Consider the following 19,142-nt stretch of genomic DNA (forward strand, 5'->3'; position numbering starts at 1 on the left):
AGATCCCGATGAGCCTGCAATCCAAAATTCCAAGCGCCGGCGCAGCGGCCATCGCCAACGGGGCGCCGCTGATGAGTCTCGACACGGCAATGTTCAAAGCCGTGCGCGTGCAGTTGCGCGCGCGGCTGGGCGAGCTCGACCTGTCCATGGGCGAGCTCTTGAATTTGAAGGCCGGGGAGGTCGTCGCCCTGGACCGGCTGCTCAGCGAGCCGGTAGACCTCTATCTGGACGAAACGATCGTGGCGCGTGGTGAGATCGTCGCGGTTGAAGATCACTACGGCGTGCGCCTGCTTGAGGTCGCCGCCGCGTCATGATCGCAAGACGAGGAAGCGGCCAGGCGGCTTTGACCGGCTTGCTGGTCATGGCCTGGGCCGTCCCAGGCCTGGCCGCCCAGGTCGCCCGCGTCCACGCGCCTGTGCTGGCCGATCCGGGGGTTCCGTGGTGGCGGCTAGTCGCGGCGTTGACTCTCTGCCTGGCCCTGGCGGTGATCGGCGGCCTGGCGTTGCGGGCGCGCATGGGCGGCGCGGTCGCGCCGCTCGATCCTAAGACCTTGCTCAACAGGCTGCTGACGAGCCCGTCGCCGGCCGTCGACGCTCGGCGTCTGAGTGTCATCGAGACCGTGCGGCTCAGCCATAACATCGACGTCTGTCTTCTTCAGGTGGACGGCGCACGCCTGGTGGTGGCGGCGACCCCCCAGGGGGCCTTGCTGCTGACGCCGACGCCTGCGATAGCGAGTCCGACCGCCTCTCCGGCCGAGGGGACGGGCGCATGACGCCGTTCACCGCCTTCCGCAGGATTGCTGCCGGCCTGCTGCTGGCCGTGCTGCTGGTCGCACCTGCCAGCGCGATGGCGGCCCAGGCGGAGCCCGCAGCTTTGTCCGTGGCCACGCCAGGCCCCGGCGTCCCGGTCGCAGGCTCAGACGTCGCGCGTCCCGCGGTCTCGCCCGCGGCTGACGCCAGCACCTCGCCAGCCCCCCAGGCGACTCCGGCGTCAAAAGCCGAAGACGGCCCCGTAGCCGGTCCAGCACGCGAAACGCGCGCCGCAGCGATCCGGACACGGGCGACACCAGCGCTGGCGACGGCGGCCATACAGCCCCAGGCCAAGACCGCCGAGGTCGTCCGGCTCACCCTGGCGCTCACCCTGGCGGGCATGATTCCGCTGATCGCCCTGTGCATGACCCCGTTCGTACGGATCGTCGTGGTGCTGTCGATGATCCGCCACGCCTTCGGCATGCCTGAGACCCCGCCCAGCCAAGTGCTGGTGGCGCTGGCGCTCTTCCTCACCGCCTTTACGATGATGCCCACCCTCTCGCAGGTGAACCAGTCGGCGGTGCGGCCCTTCCTGGAAGGACGCCAGTCGGTCGAGGAGGCGTTCGACCGCGGCAGCGGACCCATGCGGGCCTTCATGCTGCGTCAGGTTCGCGATCAGGATCTGGGCGCGGTCTACGCCATGGCCAAGCGCGAACCGCCCGCCAGCGTCGAGGGCGTCGGGCTGATGGAGCTGACCTCGGCTTTCATGCTCAACGAGCTACGGGTGTCCTTCAAGATTGGTTTTGTCATCCTGCTGCCGTTCCTGCTGATCGACCTGGTGGTCTCCGGTGTCTTGTTGTCGCTGGGGATGATGATGGTGCCGCCCTCGACCCTGTCGCTGCCGATCAAGATCTTGATGTTCGTCTTGATCGACGGTTGGACCCTGGTGCTCGAAGGCGTCGTCGGCAGTTTCCGGTGACGTCGCCGGCCGCCGCGCGCGATCTGTTGGAACCCTCGAAGACCGAGGCCGATCTCTGGCGCGCTAAGGCGGCCGGTTCGGCGCGCGCCCGGGAAGACCTTTTTCATCGCCACGTCGACTTTGCGCGCGCGATGGCGGCGCGGCGGTTTCGGCGCGGACGGGCGCCGGATATCGAATTGCAGGACTTGCGACAGTTGGCCTATGCCGGCCTGCTGGAGGCCATCGATCGGTTCGAGCCCGATCGCAGCGCGTCCTTCCGTGGCTTCGCCGCCCGGCGCATCACCGGCAGCATCCTCAATGGTCTTGCCAAGGCAAGCGAACTTCGCCAACAGATCGCCTTTCGCAATCGTGTCCGCGCCGATCGCCTGCGCTCCCTCGGTGAGGCGGGGATAGAGGACGCCGGCGCCGCCGAGGCGATGAGGGCCCTGGCGGACATGGCCGTAGGTCTGGCGCTCGGCTTCATGCTCGATGGTTCGGGTTTGGTGGCCGGCGAGACCGATCCAGGACCCAGCGCCTATGACAGCGCCGCCTGGCGCGACGCCCTCCGGCGGGTTGTGGCCAGTCTCGACAGTCTGCCCGAACGCGAGCAGACGATCGTTCGCGGCCACTATTTCGAGGGGCTGGATTTTGAGCGGCTGGGCGCTCTCCTGGGCGTGAGCAAGGGGCGGATCTCGCAGATGCATAAGAGCGCGATCGCCAAGCTGCAAACCTGCCTTGCCAAACCCCAAGCCTTTGTTGTCGAGCGATAGGAAGTACGATGTCCCAAGCCTTGTCTTGTCCCGAGTCGGTCCTGGCCCAGGCAATAGAGCTTTCGCAGCACGACGATGCGGCGGCCCTGGCGCGGATCAGCATGCTGGTGGAACAATATCCTCAGGACGCGACCTTACGCTTTTTGTACGGCTCTCTGTTGGCCGGCGCTCAGCGCTATGAAGAGGCCAAGGCGGCTTTGGCTCAGACGTTGCGCTTGGCGCCCGATCATGTGATCGCCCGGTTCCAATGGGGGTGCCTGCACTGGACCAGCGGCGAGATGGCCGTGGCCGCAGAGATTTTCGCGCCCTTGGCTGATCTTCCAGCGGGTCATGCGCTTCGCGCTTTCGCGGCGGGTCTGCAGGCGCTTGGACAGGATGATTTCCAGAGCGCTCGGGCCTTTCTGGCTGAGGGGCTCGCTCAGGGCAGTGGCAACCCCGCCGTGGACGCCAATATGCGTCTGGTCGCCGAGCAGATCGTCTCGAACGGCGATCAACCCGAAGAAGCGACCTCCTCAACCCATCTGCTTCTCTGGCAGGGGTTGGGCCGATCCACCAAGCATTAGCGCGGCGTCCTGTTTCGCAACGTCGTCACCGCGGTGGCGAAAGGTCGATGCCAGACGGCCGATCACCATTTCTTCTACGAACTGCCGTCGCCGTGCTTGATCGGCCAAGTGCACTCGGGCCGAGCAATTCTAGACTGACGCGATCATACTTCCCCATCGACTGTTTCGTCGACCCGCCATCTTGAAGTTGGCGACGGGACGACACGCTCGGTTCCACCACGCTTCGCACCCCTCGTGGCTGGAGCGGGCGGGGCGCCGACTATAAGAATTGATCTGAAGGTCGTGTTCCCGGCCAGGGCCTGGAGTCCGCTTCTGGCGCTTCCTTGATGCTAGGCTTCCAGCCTAGCGAGAATAGGGCGCGGGTCCCGAGCCCACCCACCCGCACCACGTCCCAAGGTCAGTCGGCTCGCAGGGGAACAACCGTGATCCGGAGCCTGGCCAGTGCCGGCGAACAGCTGCTCAACTCGCCGCTTAAGCTGTGCAATTGACGCAGCCAGTACGTGTAGTAGGGTTCGCCGCGCGCTCGGGACGCGTGTGTGCATTGGTTTCGATGAACCCTTCGTCGGCGCGCCCCGCCCGCGCAGGAGATCAGGACGATGCAGAGGACATCAGCCGGAAAGGTGGCGCGCGGCGTGCAAAATGCCTGACGCCGGCGACGACTTTGATCTCAAGCGGGTCGTGCGACCAATCATCCTGGCGCAGGGCAACAAGTACATCAAAGAGTTGCTGCGGAAGCACAAGATCCGGATCGGCCTGACCAAAGTCGACTTCGAACGCAACATCTACGACGCCATCGACAAAGGTACCCTCACCCGCGAGATGGTTGAGGCGTGGCTGCTAGAGGTCGAAGGGTGGGGGAACCAGCACGTCTATCTGCTGGCGCCGCCCGAACTCGACCGGAGAGGCCTTGAGGCCGCGATCAAGGCCTCGGACCATGCCGACCGGCTGGGCACCTATGTCAGCTACGACTTTCCCGAAACGCTTTCGATGACAGCCGTGCGCCTTGAGGCCGACTACCTAGCCATCGACTGGCACATCGGCTCGAGCGGGTGGGAGCGCGACAAGCTCAAAGACTACCGCCAAGAGATCGATGGCGACCTCTACGAATTCCGAGCTTTTCGGGACCGCTCTGACCGTACGGTGGTGCGGTTCGAATGGCGCTTCGGTACACCGTACAGCAGTCTCTTCACCCAGCTGCCGAACGATGGCGAGATCCACGCCGACACGATGCGGAAGGTGTTCACAGATCTCCGCACCCTCGGCGTTGCCGCCGCGCCGCTCGGCAGGATAAGCCTCAGCCAAGCCGTCAAGGTGGCGACGCAGGATGAGGAGATCATCGCCCTTTCCACGAAGATGATGGCGGACGGCGGTTACATCGAGATGGTGTCGACGCTGACTGATGGAGGCATCGGGGATGTTGAGCCGATCCGCCGGGCCCGTCAGGGCGTCGAGGACGCGGACTTCCGCTCCGCCGATGGAATGCTCAGCTTCCCGCTCCAGACGTATAAGACGCTCACCAGAGACATCAAAGCGACAGTCTACGGCAGCGAGGGTCGTTTCCGAATCTGGGTGCAGTGCAAGCGCGACGACATCTACACCGTAGCGGATCTCATATGGCAGAAGAACGCCTAGGCCCGGGCTCGGCGCACGAGGTGACTGAGAGGCTTCGGGCCTTGATCGCCTCCTGCACCACGCGGGAGATTGATCCGCGCGAGCTTGCCGCGGGCAGGTCTGATCAGCTGGATGTGCTGACGGCGGCGCTGGAGTCCCTCGCAAGTGAGGGCGGCGTGACGGCCGTCACGAAGTGGACCTGCCCGGAGGTCGGCTGCGGCCTGCCCCTAAGCGAAGACGATGTTGAGGCGCGCCGGTGTCCGCATTGCCACGCAGATTACCGTGAGACCGGAAACGAACCGGCCTCGCATACGGTCTACCGTGTCGAAGGCGAGCTAAGTCGTGACATCGCTTGGGTGGTGGTGGTCCACGGGATGAACACCATCGGCCCATGGCAGGAGGACCTGAGCTGGCGGCTCGGGAACACGTTCCGCTACAGCGCGCCGGTGCTCATCTACAAATACGGCATCGTTCGTGTTGGTGTGCTGTTCCGCTTCCGCCATCGGCAGCTGGTGGAGGCGTTGGGGAAGAAACTGAGGCGTGCGGTCGACTTCGCCGCAGCCGCGGGTCGCGCCCGCGCCCCAGATGTTATCTTGCACAGCTTCGGCACTCTGCTGTTTGCGAAGCTGCTGAAGGATCCGCGGTTCGCGGATCTCCGCTTCGGCCGTGTCGTAGTGGCCGGGAGCATCGTGAGGCCGGACTACGACTGGGGCGCACAGATCGCGGCCGGCCGTGTTCAGGCCGTCCTTAATCACTGCGGCGACAAGGACTGGGTGGTCTGCTTGGCCGAACCAACAATTCCGGATACGGGGCCGTCGGGCCGGATTGGGCTACAGGATGTCACCGTCCTGAACTTTGCCGCGCCGGGCTACAAGCACGGGACATTCTTCGAGAAGAACGGCCTCGACGAAAACCTGGCGCCGGGCGGCCTGTGGGACCGCTTCTTCCGGCTTCCGCTCTCTACTTTTAGCGCCGAACGCATGGCGGCGCCCGCCGCCACGCGATGGCGGGCGTGGCCCTCGGTCTTTCGGCTGCTGGTGAGAGTGCTCCTTATTGCACTGATCGCAGCATTGGCAGTGGTAGAGCTCGCCGCGCTCTTTGCGCTGGGCTGGACGGTGTACGGCTACTTTTTTCAAACCTAGATCGAGACACCGGCTGAACGTCCGATTGTCGTCCGAACGCCAACGTCCGTTTGTGGCGCAACTGAGCCGGCTGAGTAGACCTGCAGAGCGGCAGGGCAGGGCGTAGAGCCCGCAAAACTACCAGACCTTAGAGCCTCGCTGGCAATGCCCGCTTTGGCCTTCAGCTAATCAGAATAGGACGGAACCGGCTCGTCTATATTGACGCGACGACTGGCATAGTCTCGTCTAATGCGAAATCGGGGGGGCAGGCTGTGAGTTATATCGGAGCGGTTGCGGCAGCGTCCCTGCGGGCCGAGAAACGTGTGGCGGCGGCGCTACGGGAGGCCGACGCCTTCTCTCCCGAAACCGCGATCAGCCTTCAACATGGTCGGCTCATCCAACGCGGAGCGCTTCGCCGCCTCATCCGCCACGGCGCAGTCACCGAAGTCCAAGACGGACGCTACTGGCTTGACGAAGACGCATATCAAGGGATGACAGACTGGCGCCGGAGTCGTCTGATCTTGCTACTCTTGGGTGCTGCTGCGCTCGCGATCATCGCCATCGCCGCTGTCATCGTGAGGTCCTGAGGGACAGACGCCACCCTTTTACTCCCGCCGGTCAACGTCAGGTTTCTGGAGCCGCACCAAGTTCCGGTTATGGCGCATCATTTCCGGAGATCGGGAAGAGGACGTAGGTAGCACGGGGGGCTACTTCGCTGGTGACTCCTTGGTCAGTTGGCCGGCAGCAATCTTCCAGTCGCCAGACTTGTCGGCCGAGGCCACCAGGATCAGCGCTCGTTGCAAGCCGGGAACCGGCTGGCCATTCATCAGGAAGTCCATGTGAAAGAAGATGGTCGCCACGTCTGGACGCACTAAATGGGCCTTGGGCTTGTCCTTCAGGACGATCGTCGTCTTGGCTGCCCAGCCGCCGACGTGGACCTTGGCGAATTCGGAGACAATCGCCGCGCGGCCCTCGGTGCGTTCTTCAGCGACTGGCACCCAGACGGCGTCCGGCGTGTAGAGCGCCTCAAAGGCCTTGGGATCGTGCGCATTCCAGGCTGCTACAAACTTGTCAGCCAGGGTTTCGGGCCCAGCGGCGTGCGCCAGGGCAGGGACGAACAGCAGGGCGGTGGTCAGTGCGGCGGTGCAGCGCATGGCGGGGCTCCTTAGAATTTTAGTGCATAGAACCGCAGTTCTGTGACACCGCACACCGGTACTTTAACGACCTTTTCGAGCCGGCGCGGAACGTCCAGTTTCTGGAGACGCCGCAGCGTCAGCTTATGGCGCGCCGTGGTTACTCGCCCGAGCCGTCTCAAGGCAACGCGCCTAGGTGCGGACTGGCTTGGTGGCTAGTCTTCGCAGGCGACATATGCTCCTTCTGACATAACTCCAGATTGATACTGCGAAAGGCTGGAAAATGCGCTGGGATGGAGCGCGTGTAGTCGCGCTGGTCGACAAGGTGACGGATCTGGTGTTCGTCATCGCCTGGATGGTCGTGGGCTACGCTCTAATGCGCGGATGGTTTCCCGGCTTGGAAACGCGAACGCTAGGGTCTCCTCTGCGATTTCTAGGCGGAGCATTGTTGGTGGTTGGCGCCGTAAGGTTGCTGCTGGCATTGATCAGAGTGCTACGGCGCGCCAGAGCAGAGCATGCTCTCTAGGCCGGTCGGCGCGCAAGCGGGCACCGCCGCCATCCGTCCGAACTGTGGAAGGTCTGGTCCCTGGGGATGTGTCAAGGTCGGCTCCTGGCGCTGCCCGGCCAGCGGCACAAAACTTCGGATCGCCCGGGGAGGGTGGGAAGCTTACGTCTTCCATGCCATCCTCCCGGTCGAACAAGGAGCAGCGTATGCGCAGTCCACTGGTAGCCTTTGCGCTAACCTGCCTCGTCACCCAGAGCGCCACGGCTCAAGCTGCGCCGCCAGTCCGCATGCCGCCAGAAATAGGTGCTGCTTATGGTCGCCTAGGAAAGGCCATCGTAAGTCACGACGCTGAAGGCGTGAAGTCCGTGTGGGCGGAGGACTTCATCGTCAACGCGCCCAACAATACGGTTCTGCACCGCGATGAGGTGATCGCCGCGATGAACGAGGACCTGCTCGACTACAAAGATTTTCGAAAGAACATCACGGTCGTCGATCAGAAGCCGGGCGCCGTCGTCGTCATGGGCTACGACACAATGGTTCCTCTCAAGGGACCGGGCGCAGGCAAACAGGTGACGCGCCCCTTCACCGACGTGTGGATGAAGCGTGGCGAGGCTTGGATGCTTGTGGCTAGACAGGCCACGATTGCCGCCGCGAACTAGAACAAGGTCAACGTCAGCGTCGGCTTGGGGGCGATCGCCCATCACATAGCGCGCTGAAGGTCCAGTTTCTGGAAGTAGGTCAACGGCAGCTCATGGCGCGACCGAGGCGCTCCTCCGGACTTTTGGACCGACAGGGCAGGGGGAAAGTCGAGGCTCAGTTGGGCGCTTGAACAAGCCTGATCAGGCTGCCGTCCGGATCCACCATCGCACCAACAAGCCCGCCCCAACTCTCCAATTTAGGGCGATGAGCAGATGGCCGGCCCTCGGCCCTCTCGGGTACACCCGCGGCGAGAATGGCCTCGAAAAGCGGGGCTATGTCTTGCATCCGGAGGCAAGATCCGAAGGCGCTGCCTGCAGGATCGAAGTCTGGAAAGAGGAAGAACTCTAGGATCAAATCGCCTCGCTTGAGGATCATCCATCCTGCGTCGCGCCAAGTCTCGATAAAGCCAAACCCGCCATAAAACCGTGAGGTTACATCGAAGTTGCGCGACGGCAGGTTTGGGGTTGCGGTGTCGGGCATGGGTGAGGCTCCACGAGTACGAGTGGCTTTGGCTATTGGCGATCGGCGTCCATGGGGCGCCACGAGTGTCTGAAACGGATCGAGCGCGGAAGAGGGCGCTGACGCGGCGCCCGCGCGATCTCAGGCCGGATCTATATCGTTGACCTCTCGGCGCATAGCGAGCGCCGAGGCGATCGACCAGGCCCCGATCGCGAGCGTCGCAAACAACGCCCCGTGCAAGTCTGGTCGCCACGTCCCCGTGGCCAGCCAGGCGAGAAACAGTCCCGATACGGCCAAGCCGCCAATGCCAATGCGGCGCCCACCGGACCGTCCCCTCCAAGCCAGGCCGTAGATCCCGATGCCGATCGCGCCCAGCGCATAGTGGATGGAGGCGAAGCCTTGATTGATCCAGTAGGTCTGGTGGCGCAGCGCCCGGAGAAGGTCGGGCGACATCTCGCCATCGCTGGCAGCCTGCGAGATCTGCGGTTGAACCAGGCCGCTCATGACCCCAGCGCCCATGCCGGCTAACAGGCTGAACGTCATGACGCAAAGCGCCAGCACCGACAGAGGACGCGAGAGACCAAGATGGCGCGACATCTCGAAATAGCCGTAGGCGAGGAAGGGCGCGATGATTAGGCCGGTCCAGTGCACGGCGTCGTTGAGGTCGATATGGCCCATGCTGGGGCCGCCCGTATGAGACGGATGAACCGCCATCAGGCCGATATAGGCCAGCCAGCCTATGATCAGGGCCATGGCTCCGGCTTTGGTGGTGTTCGACATCTCGCGCTCCAGGTTCGGCTGAAGGCTTGTCGTTGGCACGGATCGCACGGAAAACCATCGGGGGCCCGCCGCGTGCTGCCGGGATCGGGACAATGGAGCCGGAATGTCCGGAAATAGGGTCGAGCTGAAACCGATCGATCATCGCGCAGCGCGGACGAGGGGGCGCCTGTCGCACGCCTTGATGACGCTGGGCGCCGTGGAGAACTTCGACCGCATCCGACTTGGCGATCTCATTCGCACGGCGCGCATCGGTCGCTCGACCTTCTATGCGCACTTCCAGAACAAGGACGACCTGGTCTGCCGGGCCTTCAGCGACATGATCTCGCTGTGCGAGCGGCGCAATCGCGAAGGTGGGCGAAACGATTGTCTTCCGGTCGAGCCTCTTGTCCTTCACGTCGCGGGGCAGCGCGAGTTCGCCCTGGCGATCGCGCGATCCAGGACACTCGCACCCATGCTGGCGGCCGGCGAGGAGCGCCTTCGCATCATCGCCAACACCAATCTGACGGCCACCTATCCGCAAGTCCGGCCGGAGGTTCGTCGACAGGCGGCGGCGTTCCTGGCGGGCGGCCTGATGGGGCAGATCCGTGTCTGGCTCGACACGGGTCTCACCGGCTCACCTGAGACGCTGATCGATAGCCATCGGACGCTGGCGGCCGCGATGCTTTCGATGTTTGGGAGCAACCCGTTAGCCTGAACGGATCGCCCGCCACGCCGCGGCGGAAGGTTCGGGCTAGCGCGTCACCTCGAACCGGTAACGGCCGGGCATCTCGTGACCCTCGGTCATGATCTCCCGCGAGACGGTGTGACGACCGGTGGGTGTGTGGGGTCGACGCCGGCTCAGGTCAGACTTAAGGCAAGGCCAGCGGCCACTCGACCTGTTCTCTTGGAGCAAACGGCTGCCTGCCGATTGCGGAAAAGCGTCAACGCCGCAGGCCGATCTCAAGGTCGTGTTACTGGAGCGATACCAAAGTCCGGTTATGGCGCGCTGGGCCCGTGCGCGCTAAAAAACATTGGCGGAGTTGCGACCTAAAGCTCTACTGAAATCGTTATGCCCTCGTTCTGGGGCTTTCTTAAGGACGCCTTCAGCACAGAGTTGGCGAACACCAGCGCTGTGATGAAAATTATGATCACGAACAGGCCGTATTTTGCACGGCGAAACGACACATCTCCCGCCTTGGCCTTCGACCATTCGGCCGCAATTACCGGCCGCACCGCCGCCGCGAAATTTTCAGTCGCATCCGTGCATGGAATGATCTGGAACACGGCGTTGTTCATGAGGTCATCCATGGCTTTCAAGCAATTGAGCGCTTCAGCTGAAACCTTCTCGGACGGATCAAGGCGCAAGCGGAGCTTGGCTGAGGAAATCCGGTAAGCCAGCGCCAACTCGCCCGCTTTCACGCTAGGGGGCTGATCTTCCGGCTCAGGCAAGCGTTGGCCAGCATGGGCGATGTATTGCGCAACAATAACGGCGCAGTCTTCGCGAAGCGCATCGATCCAGGCTAGCCTCAGATCAGAGAGTTTCTGCTCCTTGGCAATGATCAAGCCTGCGAGCGACACGATGGCGCCGACGAGCGCCGCGACTACCACACCAACCGCCGTGTCGGGAAGGATAAGAGGCATACCGCGTCCTAGTCTTGCCGCCAGAGGCGTTGGCTATGGCAGAGCATGACAATACGGGGCTCACATTGATAACGCAGATCCGCAAGGCGTTGATATTTGGGCGACCTGCGCGCCTTTTGCGCAAAGTGCGAGCGCAGCGTATCGGGCAGGATGCGTTCGACCGGTAAGCTCACCGATCGCGGACGTGCGTTGAGCGGGGAAACGCTGCCAGTGCATAAGTACAGACGGTCTTGCTGGGATACCGGAGATATGGGATGCGCGGCGCTACCGAGTCCCGGAGGTCCCATGTCCATGCTTCGTTCCGCTGTCTGCGCTGGCGCCCTGGCCGCCGTCCTGAGCGCCGCGCCGGCCTCGGCTCAGGTCTCGCCGCCGGCCGGACCGTCCTCGCCGACCCGTCCGTCTTTGACGGCCCTGGAAAGTGTCATCGTCAGCAAAACCCCGCAGACCCAGGTCAAGACGGTCGATCACGAGCGCATCACAGCTAAACGCATCGATATCGTCGGCGCGGACGGCACAATACGCATGACCCTGGCGGGCGAGACGCCGGCGCCGATTATCGACGGGCTGCAATACAAGCGCGCCTTTAACGTTTCGGGTTTGATCCTTTACGACGCCAAGGGCAGCGAGCGCGGCGGCTTTGGCGTTGCCGATGTCAAGGACGGGTCCATGGCCGTGTTGGCCTTGGACCATCCGGCCATGGACGCCATCGGATGGCGAGTGGCGCCGGACGGTGCAGTCAGTTTCTCGATCAATCAGGCGCCGCCGCTGCTGCGGGAGGCCGCCCTGGGCGACCGGCTGGTGCCCGGCGTGCAGACGTCGACGCGCATCCGGCTGAACGTGGCCAGCGACGGCACGCCATCGGTGGCGCTGGCCGACGCGGCCGACCGCGCGCGCGTGCGCATGACCGTGACGCCGGAAGGCTATGGCGCCATCGAGTTTCTCGACGCCGAAGGAAAGGTGATCCACACCCTGGCCCCCGAAGCCGAACTGAAGAAAAGGTGAGGAGTCGGACACTCACTGCGCCACCGCGAGCTCCAGCGATGACGAATGCTCAGCGGGCCGCGCTTTCCGCTGAATCGAGGCTCCGCCTTGCATCGACCTCCGCGCCGGTAAGCTTGGCGCGATAGGCCTGAAGCGTCGCCCGCATCGCATCGTGGCGCGCCTTCAACAAGGCTTTGGCCTCCTCTCGGAAGGGCGCCGGTCGGCCAGCGACGTCGCGATCTGTGAGGTCGTTGGACATGGCCACGGACTCGTCGGTGGCGAGAATTGAGACGCAGGTCTCGGCGTCGGTGACGGCGATGCTCGTCGCCACCGCGTTGTCGGTCCTGGCGATGCTGCTGGCGACACTGTTGTCCGTCCGCCGGATCGAGTCTCGCACCTGCGCCGTAAACTGGGCCAGCTCTGCTGCGTTCGACAGATTGACGAACTCGCCACCGCCCGCCCGCGCAACCGCCGTCAGTTTTGCTGCCTCACCCGATGGCAGGTTGAAGCCGATGACGTTGACGATCGCCCGGGTGCGGCCGCTGTTGATCCGGCGTGCGACAGCCACGGGATCGCCGTTGCAGGTCTCTTCGCCATCCGACACGACATAGATGACCTGCCCCCCGGGCGTGCCGGAGGCGGTCAGCAGGGTCTCGGCGCGATCGAGCCCGGCGGCGAGTGGCGTCCAGCCGACGGCGCGGACCTGTCCCAGCGCCATGTGTAGCGGCCTGCGGTCCGCCGCCATCGGCGCGAGCACGTCGACGGCGGAACAGGATCTCGCCTTACCGGCCTGGCTGTTGTCGCCCTGTTGGCCGAAGACCAGCAGGGACGTCTGTACGGACGGGGGCAAACCGTCGACGAAGCCGTGCGCCGCTTCCCGCGCCAGATCCAGTTTTGTCCGACCGCCCATCCGCCCGGCCATCGAACCGGACCCATCGATCATCACGATCACGCGCGTTGGCGCAGCCCGTGGGCCAATGTCGCGTGACGGCCCTTTCAGTTCGGGCTGCTTGAGCGCCACGTCCTTGCTGAAGCACCCTTGGGGATCCTTCTTGGTGAATTGGGCGACATAGGCCTTAGCCTGCGCCGAAGCGCCGTGGGTCTTCACCTCGTGCTCGGCCGCCGCGTCCCGAGCGCCGGAGCGGCCTTCGCAGCCGATCAACGCGAGGACAAACGTACAGGCCACGAGATTATGAACTGCAACAGCTCTCATTCCCGCGACGCCTCCCATCGAACAGACCGGTTCAATATGAACCGCCAACGCTACAACGCTCGGTGGGCGACGCCGGTCCTCGACATCGATGCTGAATTTCGAGCGCCTGGCGCCGAGCCCGAGCCGCAATGGCGCAGCGTCGGAGTTCCGGTGATGTTCGTCGATGTCGATTCCCGGCGAGATCAATGGTCCTGGCGTGGCCCGCTATGCGGCGCTCGATTTCCGCAATTGCCGATTATCGTGAGCACCGGCGCCTCGGCGGTGGCGCCAGAGGACCCGCCGGCCAACGTTTCTGTCTTGCCCAAGCCTTGCGCGCTTCAGATCTTCTGACGTCAATCCAAGATGTGACCTCGAAGCCGAAACCGGTGCCATAGAACGACGGAGCACATCCTTAGAGTTCTAATCGGGGCGCGATGCAGCAGTAAGGGTCAGCCCAAGCAACGGCGAAAAATCCGATTGACGGTGCTTGACGGTGTCTTGGCGTGGATTAAATTTGGCAAAGCCGAACGCCTACGGGGTCCGGCTCTGGGGCGCCGGACGCTTCGGGCGCCCCTCATGTCCAACTTGCTTGCGAGGAGATGGAAATGAGCACTGCGTTTGACCTTTCCCCCCTTTATCGATCGATGATCGGCGTTGCGGACCTCTTCGAGGCCGCCTTGAGCAGCAACGCCGACGCCAGCGATCCGCCGTTCGATATCGAGAAGACCGGCCACGACAGCTATCGCGTCACGCTTGCCGCAGCTGGCTTTTCGCCGACCGAGCTGGAGGTGACGGCACAGCCCAATCTGCTGGTTGTATCCGGCAAGAAGGCCAAGTCCGACGAGGTCGCGCGCAATTTCCTGCATCGCGGCGTGGCCATGCGCGGATTCGAGCGGCGGTTCGAACTGGCCGATCACGTGGTGGTTCGGTCCGCCAGCCATGCCGACGGCCTGCTTACGGTTGAACTCGAGCGCCAAATTCCGGAGGCCCTCAAGCCTCGCCGCATCGAGATCGGCCAAGTGGCGCCGCAGCAGTTGGCGGGGCCCGAACAGGCGCGTAGGGCGGCGTAGGTCGGAGGACTGTGATGATCACCGAAGTCGCGGCGCCCAAACCGTCTGGCCCGTGGCGGTGCCGGCCCGCCGTGGGATTCCTTCATCCGCTGGAGGTCGTCAAGGACGCGGATCTGGATACTGCATCCAAGCGCGAGATTCTTGCGGCCTGGGCTTCGGACGCCAGTGCGGTGGAGGATCGACCGACCCAGCGGTGGCTGCTTGGGACCCACGCGCCGGTTCCGGTGAGCGAGGTGCTGGCTGCGCTGCGCCGTCTGGACGCCTTGAGCCACTCATAAATTCAAGGGCGGCTGGCCGGTTCCGGTCGCCCATCTATCCATTGGAGTCAAAAATGCCGACGGTGATCTCGGTCGCCCCGGAGGGTCCGGCCTGGGCGGTGCGATGCCCAGCGCTGTTTGAGAACGTCAAGATCTTCAAAAGCGGCGCACGCGCGGAAGCCGTCGCGCGAGCCCTGGCCGAGAAATTGAGCCAAGCGGGTCAGGACTGCCTGCTCGAGATCCGCCTTCGGGATGGTGGCCTTGCTGGACGTCTTGTCTGCCCGGCCGCCGGCCAGCCCAAGCGCTTGCATCTAGCAGCTTAGGCGGGTGAGCCGCTGCAGGCCTTGGGGCGAGGACCGTCGACACGCGCGCCGACGCCAATGTCTTCTCGGGCGCGACACCGATGTCAGCGTCTGGCGCGACCCCGCCCGGGGAAAGCTGGCCTCCAGGTCGTCAAGCCGGTGGTGGCTTGCCTCAGCCTCAACGGCGGCGTGAACACCGCAGCCTGTTCAGATCGCTTGCGTCCCGAGCCTCGGTGGGCGGGCAGCTCTGGATCAATCCGCCGTGGCGATCGAGGCGCCGCCCTCTCTCCGGGGGAGGCAAGCCTGGGCGTCGCCCCGAGTTGGACCTCGGACAGAACGCGCTGGCGCGCTTGGAGGCGATCGTCCTCGTCAGGGGGCAAGCTGGGTCAGGACAGGCCGACCCGATTGAGTCCGTCATCAGCGCCAGGGTTTTACTGGGTCGGGGTTTGGCCGGCCCCATGTTCGGCGAAGGCCCGCTAACGCAAGTGCGCTGAGCCGCAGAGGCGGCCCGGCGTTCCAATAGGATGGCGCGCACGTTGCACACCCCACCTTCAATCTCTGACGTGTTCCAGTCGCGCCATCTCCCCCTGACGCGCCGTGAGCTGCATCGGCGCACCGCGGATCCACAGCCGGTCGACCTGGATGGCAGTCCAGCCCGCAGGCAGGTGCACCGGGCGCTTGGCCCATGTCTCAAGCGGCCCCGGACCAGGCTCCAGCCCGGTGAACCCGAACAGCAATCCCGTCAGAAAGCCGCCGATATTGGCGAAGAACGGTCCGGCCTGGGGCTGCTCAGGGAAACGGTCGGCGCGATATTCCAGCGTCTGGGAAAAGCGGCCGACGCAGAACTGGCCAAAACCGTCGTCCAGAAGCTTTAAGGCCAGGTCCCGTTCGCCCGCCCGCGCCGCCCAGGCGCCATAGAGGGCCGACAGCATCGGGCTGCCGATATAGTCCTGCGCCCTGTCCAGATAGAGCGAGAGGGTCGCCGCCTCCTCAGCCGCGTCGAGGCGATAGCCGAACGGGAACAGACCCATCAGCGGATCGGGCGTCGCGCCCTTTTCCTCGTCCACGCGGTAGGCGTCGTGCGAGATCACCGCGCGGCCGCGCTTGGGGATCGCCAGGCCGTCGGCGATGGCGGGCCAGGCGGGGTCGATCGGCTTGTCCAAGATCTTGGCGGTCGCGATGGCGGCGCGCAGCACGACCACGGCGCCCATGTTGGTGAAGGCCGCGTTGTCGACGGGGTTTTCGCGCTCGGCGATGCCCATCGAGGCGTTGATGGCGTAGCCCGTCCGCGTTTTCGTCACTCGGCTGACGATCCATTCGCTGACGCCGGCCAACACCGGCCAGGCCTTTTCGCGACGGAACGCCTCGTCCCCCGTGACGTCCGCGTGGAAGCTGAAAGCGCGCGCGACGTCCAGGGACACGTGGTCTTCGTGCCACGCCGCCGTGCCAGGCAGAGGCGCAGCCTCTTCGCCGCTGGTCGGCGCGCTTTCCCACGGAAACTGCAGGCCGCGACGCCCCAGGAGCTGAGCGTTGCGCTTGGCGGCGGCGAGCTTGTCGGTGCGGTAGTCGAGCAGCGCTTGCGCCGCGTGCGGGTGCAGGACGCAAAGCGGCGGCAGCGAGAAGGCCTCGATGTCCCACATCACATGGCCGAAATAGTAGTGATAGTCATGCCACGTCGCCAAGCCGAAGATCGAGGTCGAGGCCGGCGACGAGGCGTGGACCGAGCTGTTGAGATAGAAGAACGCCGCGTCGATCAGGCCCTGCCAGCGCTCGTCTGCGCCCTCCACCCGGATACGGCCCTTCCACAACTCGGCCCAGACCGCGCGGTTCTGTTTGCGCAAGTGGTCGAAGCCGTCGGACCTGGCCTTGGCCGCCAGACGGGCGGCCTGCTGATCGGGCAGCGCGTGCAATACGCTGGGAATGATGCTGGCGACCTGCCGCAGCCGCACCGTCCGTCCGGCCCTGGCCCGCAGTCCGTACTCGCTGACCAGCCGGTGATCGCGCAGCGGCGGCAGGGACGGCGTCTGGTCGCCCGCGCCCAGCACCTCGGTCACCAAGGCGATGCCGCAGGTCGACAGCGCGCCGGCAGACTCCCAGAGCAAGGTTCCGTCCGTGGCGGATGCCGGCTCGCCTGGCGTTCCGCGTCCATGGCGCAGAGCGCGGCCGTCGGCGCCTCCCGCATCGATGATGGCGCGCAGTCCCAGCGTGCAGGCGGCGTCGACGGTGATCGCCACCTCCTGGCAGACCAGGGTCGGATCCTGGCGGCTGCAGAAGGTCAGGACCTCGACCTGCGCCTGTCGGCCCTCCGCGGTGAACGAAAAGCGGCTGGTGAGTTCTCCATTGGAAAAATCGTAGGCCTGCTCCAGGTCGGCGGCCTGATGCGGGATATCCGACAGCCAGACGCCGTCCAGGGCGATGTCGCCGGCGATCGGGTAGGGCGCGACTGCGGCGGCTTCGATCCGCCGCTCGTAATGCTCGCCGCTGTAGCCGCTGACCAGGATCATGCCTGTGGTCAGCGGCAGGTCGCGCACGCGTAGGCCGATCAGGCCGTTGCTGACATAGGCCGGCAGTTGGCGATGACCGTCGCCCGAAACGCTCTTGGGATTGATCGGTGGACTCATGGCGCTTCCGGTTCAGTTTGGGCCGGGGGAGAACTCGCCGCAAAAATGCGCGGCGCGGCGGTCAGATCCCAGGCTTGGCCGGTGTCGTTGGGGCGAGGTGGTCGCGCGTGATCAGGCGCCGTTCGCAAAAGCGCAGGATCTCGTCGTTGTAGACAGCCGCTCGCTCGAGGAAGCCCATGTGGTTGGCGTCGTCGACCACCCGCAGACACGCGTCCGGCGCGCGCATGGCGATGTGCTCGCTGGCCTCGAGCTTGGTCACCAGGTCCTTGTCGCCGGCCAGGATCAGGCAGGGCGTCCCAGTGCGCTCGATCGCTTCATGAGCATCCCAGCGGAACATCGCCAGGTTGCCGCGCGCCAGGGCGGCGGGCGGGTTGCGGGTCGCCAACAGGGTTGTCTGGTTGAGCTGGCTGCGCGTGACCTGGCTCGCGAACCCGATGCGGTTGGCCAGATGCGCCGAGCCGCTCAGATAGCTCTGCCAGGCGCTGAGCCAAGCCAGAGGCTGCAGCCAGATCGCCAGACGAAACATCGGCTCCAGCAACGGCCAGCGCAGAGCCAGGGCGAGCTTGCTCAGCACCATGGTCCGCAAGGGGTTGGTGTAGGTGGTGTTGACAAGAACCAGGCCCCCGACCTGCTGGCCGAGGACGTCGGGATGATCGCGCACCAAGGTTTGTATGGTCATGCCGCCGATGCTGTGGCCGACCAGAACGGCGGGCCGACCGTTCGCCAGGGCCAGCACGGCCTTCAGGTCGGTGGCGAAGCTGGACAGATCGATGGCGCCGCCTTTCGCGGCTCGCGAGCGTCCCAGACCGGGAAGGTCCCAGACGATGACGCGGAAGCGCTGCGACAGCGCGCGGCGCAGATAGCACCAGATCGTGCTGTCCAGGCCCCAGCCATGTGTGAGGATCACCGGCGGCGCGTCCGCCGGACCATGAATCTCGACATAAAGCGTCGAGCCTGTAGGGCTGGCGATCATTTGATGCGCGCCGCGCTCGGCGTGGGTCGGATCGATGTCAGGCTTGGCCAGCAGAGGCGCGACGACCACCCGACCCAGCAGCGACCAGGCCAACAGACCGCCGGCGGTCCACAGTCGCCAGGGTTCGCGGACCTGATGGGCCGCGCCGTAGGCGTCCAAGACCCAATGACCCTCATGCCACGACCAAAGAAGATGGACGCCAAGGCCCAGGATCGCCAGCGAGACGAGCGAAAGGACCAGACGGGCGAGGACGACCAACGGCATGGGCGTGTTCCGAATTCAGAGGGAGCGAAGGCTGCGCTAATGGGTCGCCGGCGTGCCTGTTCCGGCCTGTTTGGATGGAACTGTCTTGGCCGGCAGCGATTGCAGAGGCATGAAAACCAAGAGCCTTCCCCTGGTCCTGGTCGTCGAAGACGAACCCCTGATCCGCGACCTCGCCAGCACGGCGATCACCGACGCCGGCTTCGACGTCATCGAGGCCGCCAGCGCCGCCGAGGCGCTTGAACTCCTGCAGACGAGACCCGACGTCGGCGTGCTGTTTACCGACGTGAACATGCCGGGGCCGTTGGATGGTCTGGAGCTGGCCAGGCTGGTGCATGAGCAGTGGCCGGCGATACAGCTGGTCGTGACCTCCGGCCGTCCGTTGGCCGGACCCGTGCCGGATGACGGCCGCTTCGTACAGAAGCCCTACCGCCTAGATGACATGACCGACACCGTCGCCCTGGTCGCCGAACGCCTGACCTGAACGCCTGGCGCGGCAAGCGCCGGTCGGCTCGAT

General features: G+C 64.8%; 21 protein-coding genes. 14 read left to right on the forward strand and 7 right to left on the reverse strand.

Translation table 11 applies throughout. The features are described 5' to 3' along the window. The first annotated feature begins 8 nt into the window (after positions 1-8). The 7 genes from AC1RUS_RS04050 (at position 9) to AC1RUS_RS04080 (ending at position 5,793) form a co-directional block, all read left to right on the forward strand. Positions 9-314, forward strand: a complete 306-nt coding sequence (locus tag AC1RUS_RS04050) for a FliM/FliN family flagellar motor switch protein (protein ID WP_492913296.1) — start codon at positions 9-11, stop codon at positions 312-314. Positions 315-361: 47 nt separating this feature from the next. Beyond that, positions 362-772 carry a flagellar biosynthetic protein FliO gene (locus tag AC1RUS_RS04055; RefSeq protein WP_492913298.1) on the forward strand — a complete coding sequence of 137 codons (411 nt, stop codon included), beginning with the start codon at positions 362-364 and terminating at the stop codon, positions 770-772. Continuing rightward, positions 769-1,728, forward strand: coding sequence for a flagellar type III secretion system pore protein FliP (fliP, locus tag AC1RUS_RS04060; RefSeq protein WP_492913300.1), 960 nt, complete (start codon positions 769-771; stop codon positions 1,726-1,728). Before AC1RUS_RS04055 ends, fliP begins: the two co-directional genes overlap by 4 nt. After that, positions 1,725-2,477: a sigma-70 family RNA polymerase sigma factor gene (locus tag AC1RUS_RS04065; protein ID WP_492913302.1), complete on the forward strand. Its 753-nt coding sequence runs from the start codon at positions 1,725-1,727 to the stop codon at positions 2,475-2,477. Before fliP ends, AC1RUS_RS04065 begins: the two co-directional genes overlap by 4 nt. Positions 2,478-2,485: 8 nt before the next feature. Continuing rightward, complete coding sequence (locus AC1RUS_RS04070; RefSeq protein ID WP_492913304.1) at positions 2,486-3,040, forward strand: hypothetical protein; 555 nt, start codon at positions 2,486-2,488, stop codon at positions 3,038-3,040. A gap of 639 nt (positions 3,041-3,679) precedes the next feature. Next, positions 3,680-4,672 (forward strand): hypothetical protein, encoded by a 993-nt coding sequence (locus tag AC1RUS_RS04075; RefSeq protein WP_492913306.1) that lies wholly within the window; start codon positions 3,680-3,682, stop codon positions 4,670-4,672. A gap of 41 nt (positions 4,673-4,713) precedes the next feature. Then, positions 4,714-5,793, forward strand: a complete 1,080-nt coding sequence (locus AC1RUS_RS04080) for a hypothetical protein (RefSeq protein ID WP_492913308.1) — start codon at positions 4,714-4,716, stop codon at positions 5,791-5,793. Between the two features lie 686 nt (positions 5,794-6,479). Here the strand turns inward: AC1RUS_RS04080 and AC1RUS_RS04085 are convergent. Next, positions 6,480-6,926, reverse strand: a complete 447-nt coding sequence (locus AC1RUS_RS04085; RefSeq protein ID WP_492913310.1) for a YybH family protein — start codon at positions 6,924-6,926, stop codon at positions 6,480-6,482. Positions 6,927-7,616: 690 nt separating this feature from the next. Between AC1RUS_RS04085 and AC1RUS_RS04090 the strand changes: the two genes are divergently transcribed. Next, positions 7,617-8,069 carry a nuclear transport factor 2 family protein gene (locus tag AC1RUS_RS04090; RefSeq protein WP_492913312.1) on the forward strand — a complete coding sequence of 151 codons (453 nt, stop codon included), beginning with the start codon at positions 7,617-7,619 and terminating at the stop codon, positions 8,067-8,069. A 154-nt stretch (positions 8,070-8,223) separates the two neighbouring features. Here the strand turns inward: AC1RUS_RS04090 and AC1RUS_RS04095 are convergent, their stop codons facing one another. Together AC1RUS_RS04095 and AC1RUS_RS04100 are read right to left on the reverse strand one after the other, a co-directional pair. Next, positions 8,224-8,589, reverse strand: a complete 366-nt coding sequence (locus AC1RUS_RS04095; protein WP_492913314.1) for a bleomycin resistance protein — start codon at positions 8,587-8,589, stop codon at positions 8,224-8,226. Positions 8,590-8,709: 120 nt separating this feature from the next. Then, positions 8,710-9,348, reverse strand: coding sequence for a hypothetical protein (locus AC1RUS_RS04100; RefSeq protein ID WP_492913316.1), 639 nt, complete (start codon positions 9,346-9,348; stop codon positions 8,710-8,712). A 181-nt stretch (positions 9,349-9,529) separates the two neighbouring features. Here AC1RUS_RS04100 and AC1RUS_RS04105 point away from each other — a divergent pair, with 181 nt between their 5' ends. Further along, positions 9,530-10,042, forward strand: a complete 513-nt coding sequence (locus tag AC1RUS_RS04105) for a TetR/AcrR family transcriptional regulator (RefSeq protein WP_492913318.1) — start codon at positions 9,530-9,532, stop codon at positions 10,040-10,042. 332 nt (positions 10,043-10,374) lie between these two features. Here AC1RUS_RS04105 and AC1RUS_RS04110 read toward each other — a convergent pair whose 3' ends face one another. After that, on the reverse strand, positions 10,375-10,968 hold the full coding sequence (locus tag AC1RUS_RS04110) for a hypothetical protein (protein ID WP_492913320.1): 594 nt from the start codon (positions 10,966-10,968) through the stop codon (positions 10,375-10,377). Positions 10,969-11,370: 402 nt separating this feature from the next. On the opposite strand from AC1RUS_RS04110, the gene AC1RUS_RS04115 reads away from it, so the two are divergent. After that, entirely contained in the window at positions 11,371-11,970 is a 600-nt protein-coding gene (locus AC1RUS_RS04115) for a hypothetical protein (RefSeq protein WP_492913322.1), read from the forward strand. A 49-nt stretch (positions 11,971-12,019) separates the two neighbouring features. Here AC1RUS_RS04115 and AC1RUS_RS04120 read toward each other — a convergent pair whose 3' ends face one another. After that, positions 12,020-13,348, reverse strand: coding sequence for a vWA domain-containing protein (locus AC1RUS_RS04120; protein ID WP_492913324.1), 1,329 nt, complete (start codon positions 13,346-13,348; stop codon positions 12,020-12,022). Positions 13,349-13,740: 392 nt separating this feature from the next. On the opposite strand from AC1RUS_RS04120, the gene AC1RUS_RS04125 reads away from it, so the two are divergent. Genes AC1RUS_RS04125 through AC1RUS_RS04135 form a run of 3 tightly spaced genes read left to right on the forward strand, consistent with a single transcriptional unit; the run spans position 13,741 to position 14,791 of the window. Next, positions 13,741-14,211, forward strand: coding sequence for an Hsp20 family protein (locus tag AC1RUS_RS04125; protein WP_492913326.1), 471 nt, complete (start codon positions 13,741-13,743; stop codon positions 14,209-14,211). 14 nt (positions 14,212-14,225) lie between these two features. Next, on the forward strand, positions 14,226-14,489 hold the full coding sequence (locus AC1RUS_RS04130; protein WP_492913328.1) for a hypothetical protein: 264 nt from the start codon (positions 14,226-14,228) through the stop codon (positions 14,487-14,489). A gap of 53 nt (positions 14,490-14,542) precedes the next feature. Next, on the forward strand, positions 14,543-14,791 hold the full coding sequence (locus tag AC1RUS_RS04135; RefSeq protein ID WP_492913330.1) for a hypothetical protein: 249 nt from the start codon (positions 14,543-14,545) through the stop codon (positions 14,789-14,791). A gap of 530 nt (positions 14,792-15,321) precedes the next feature. Here the strand turns inward: AC1RUS_RS04135 and AC1RUS_RS04140 are convergent. Continuing rightward, positions 15,322-17,391: a glycoside hydrolase family 65 protein gene (locus tag AC1RUS_RS04140; RefSeq protein WP_492913332.1), complete on the reverse strand. Its 2,070-nt coding sequence runs from the start codon at positions 17,389-17,391 to the stop codon at positions 15,322-15,324. Positions 17,392-17,452: 61 nt separating this feature from the next. Beyond that, positions 17,453-18,628, reverse strand: coding sequence for an alpha/beta fold hydrolase (locus AC1RUS_RS04145; RefSeq protein ID WP_492913334.1), 1,176 nt, complete (start codon positions 18,626-18,628; stop codon positions 17,453-17,455). Between the two features lie 109 nt (positions 18,629-18,737). Between AC1RUS_RS04145 and AC1RUS_RS04150 the strand changes: the two genes are divergently transcribed. Then, positions 18,738-19,109: a response regulator gene (locus AC1RUS_RS04150; protein ID WP_492913336.1), complete on the forward strand. Its 372-nt coding sequence runs from the start codon at positions 18,738-18,740 to the stop codon at positions 19,107-19,109. The last annotated feature ends 33 nt before the right edge of the window (positions 19,110-19,142 follow it).

This window comes from Caulobacter sp. GW821-FHT10F06, from assembly GCF_058809215.1.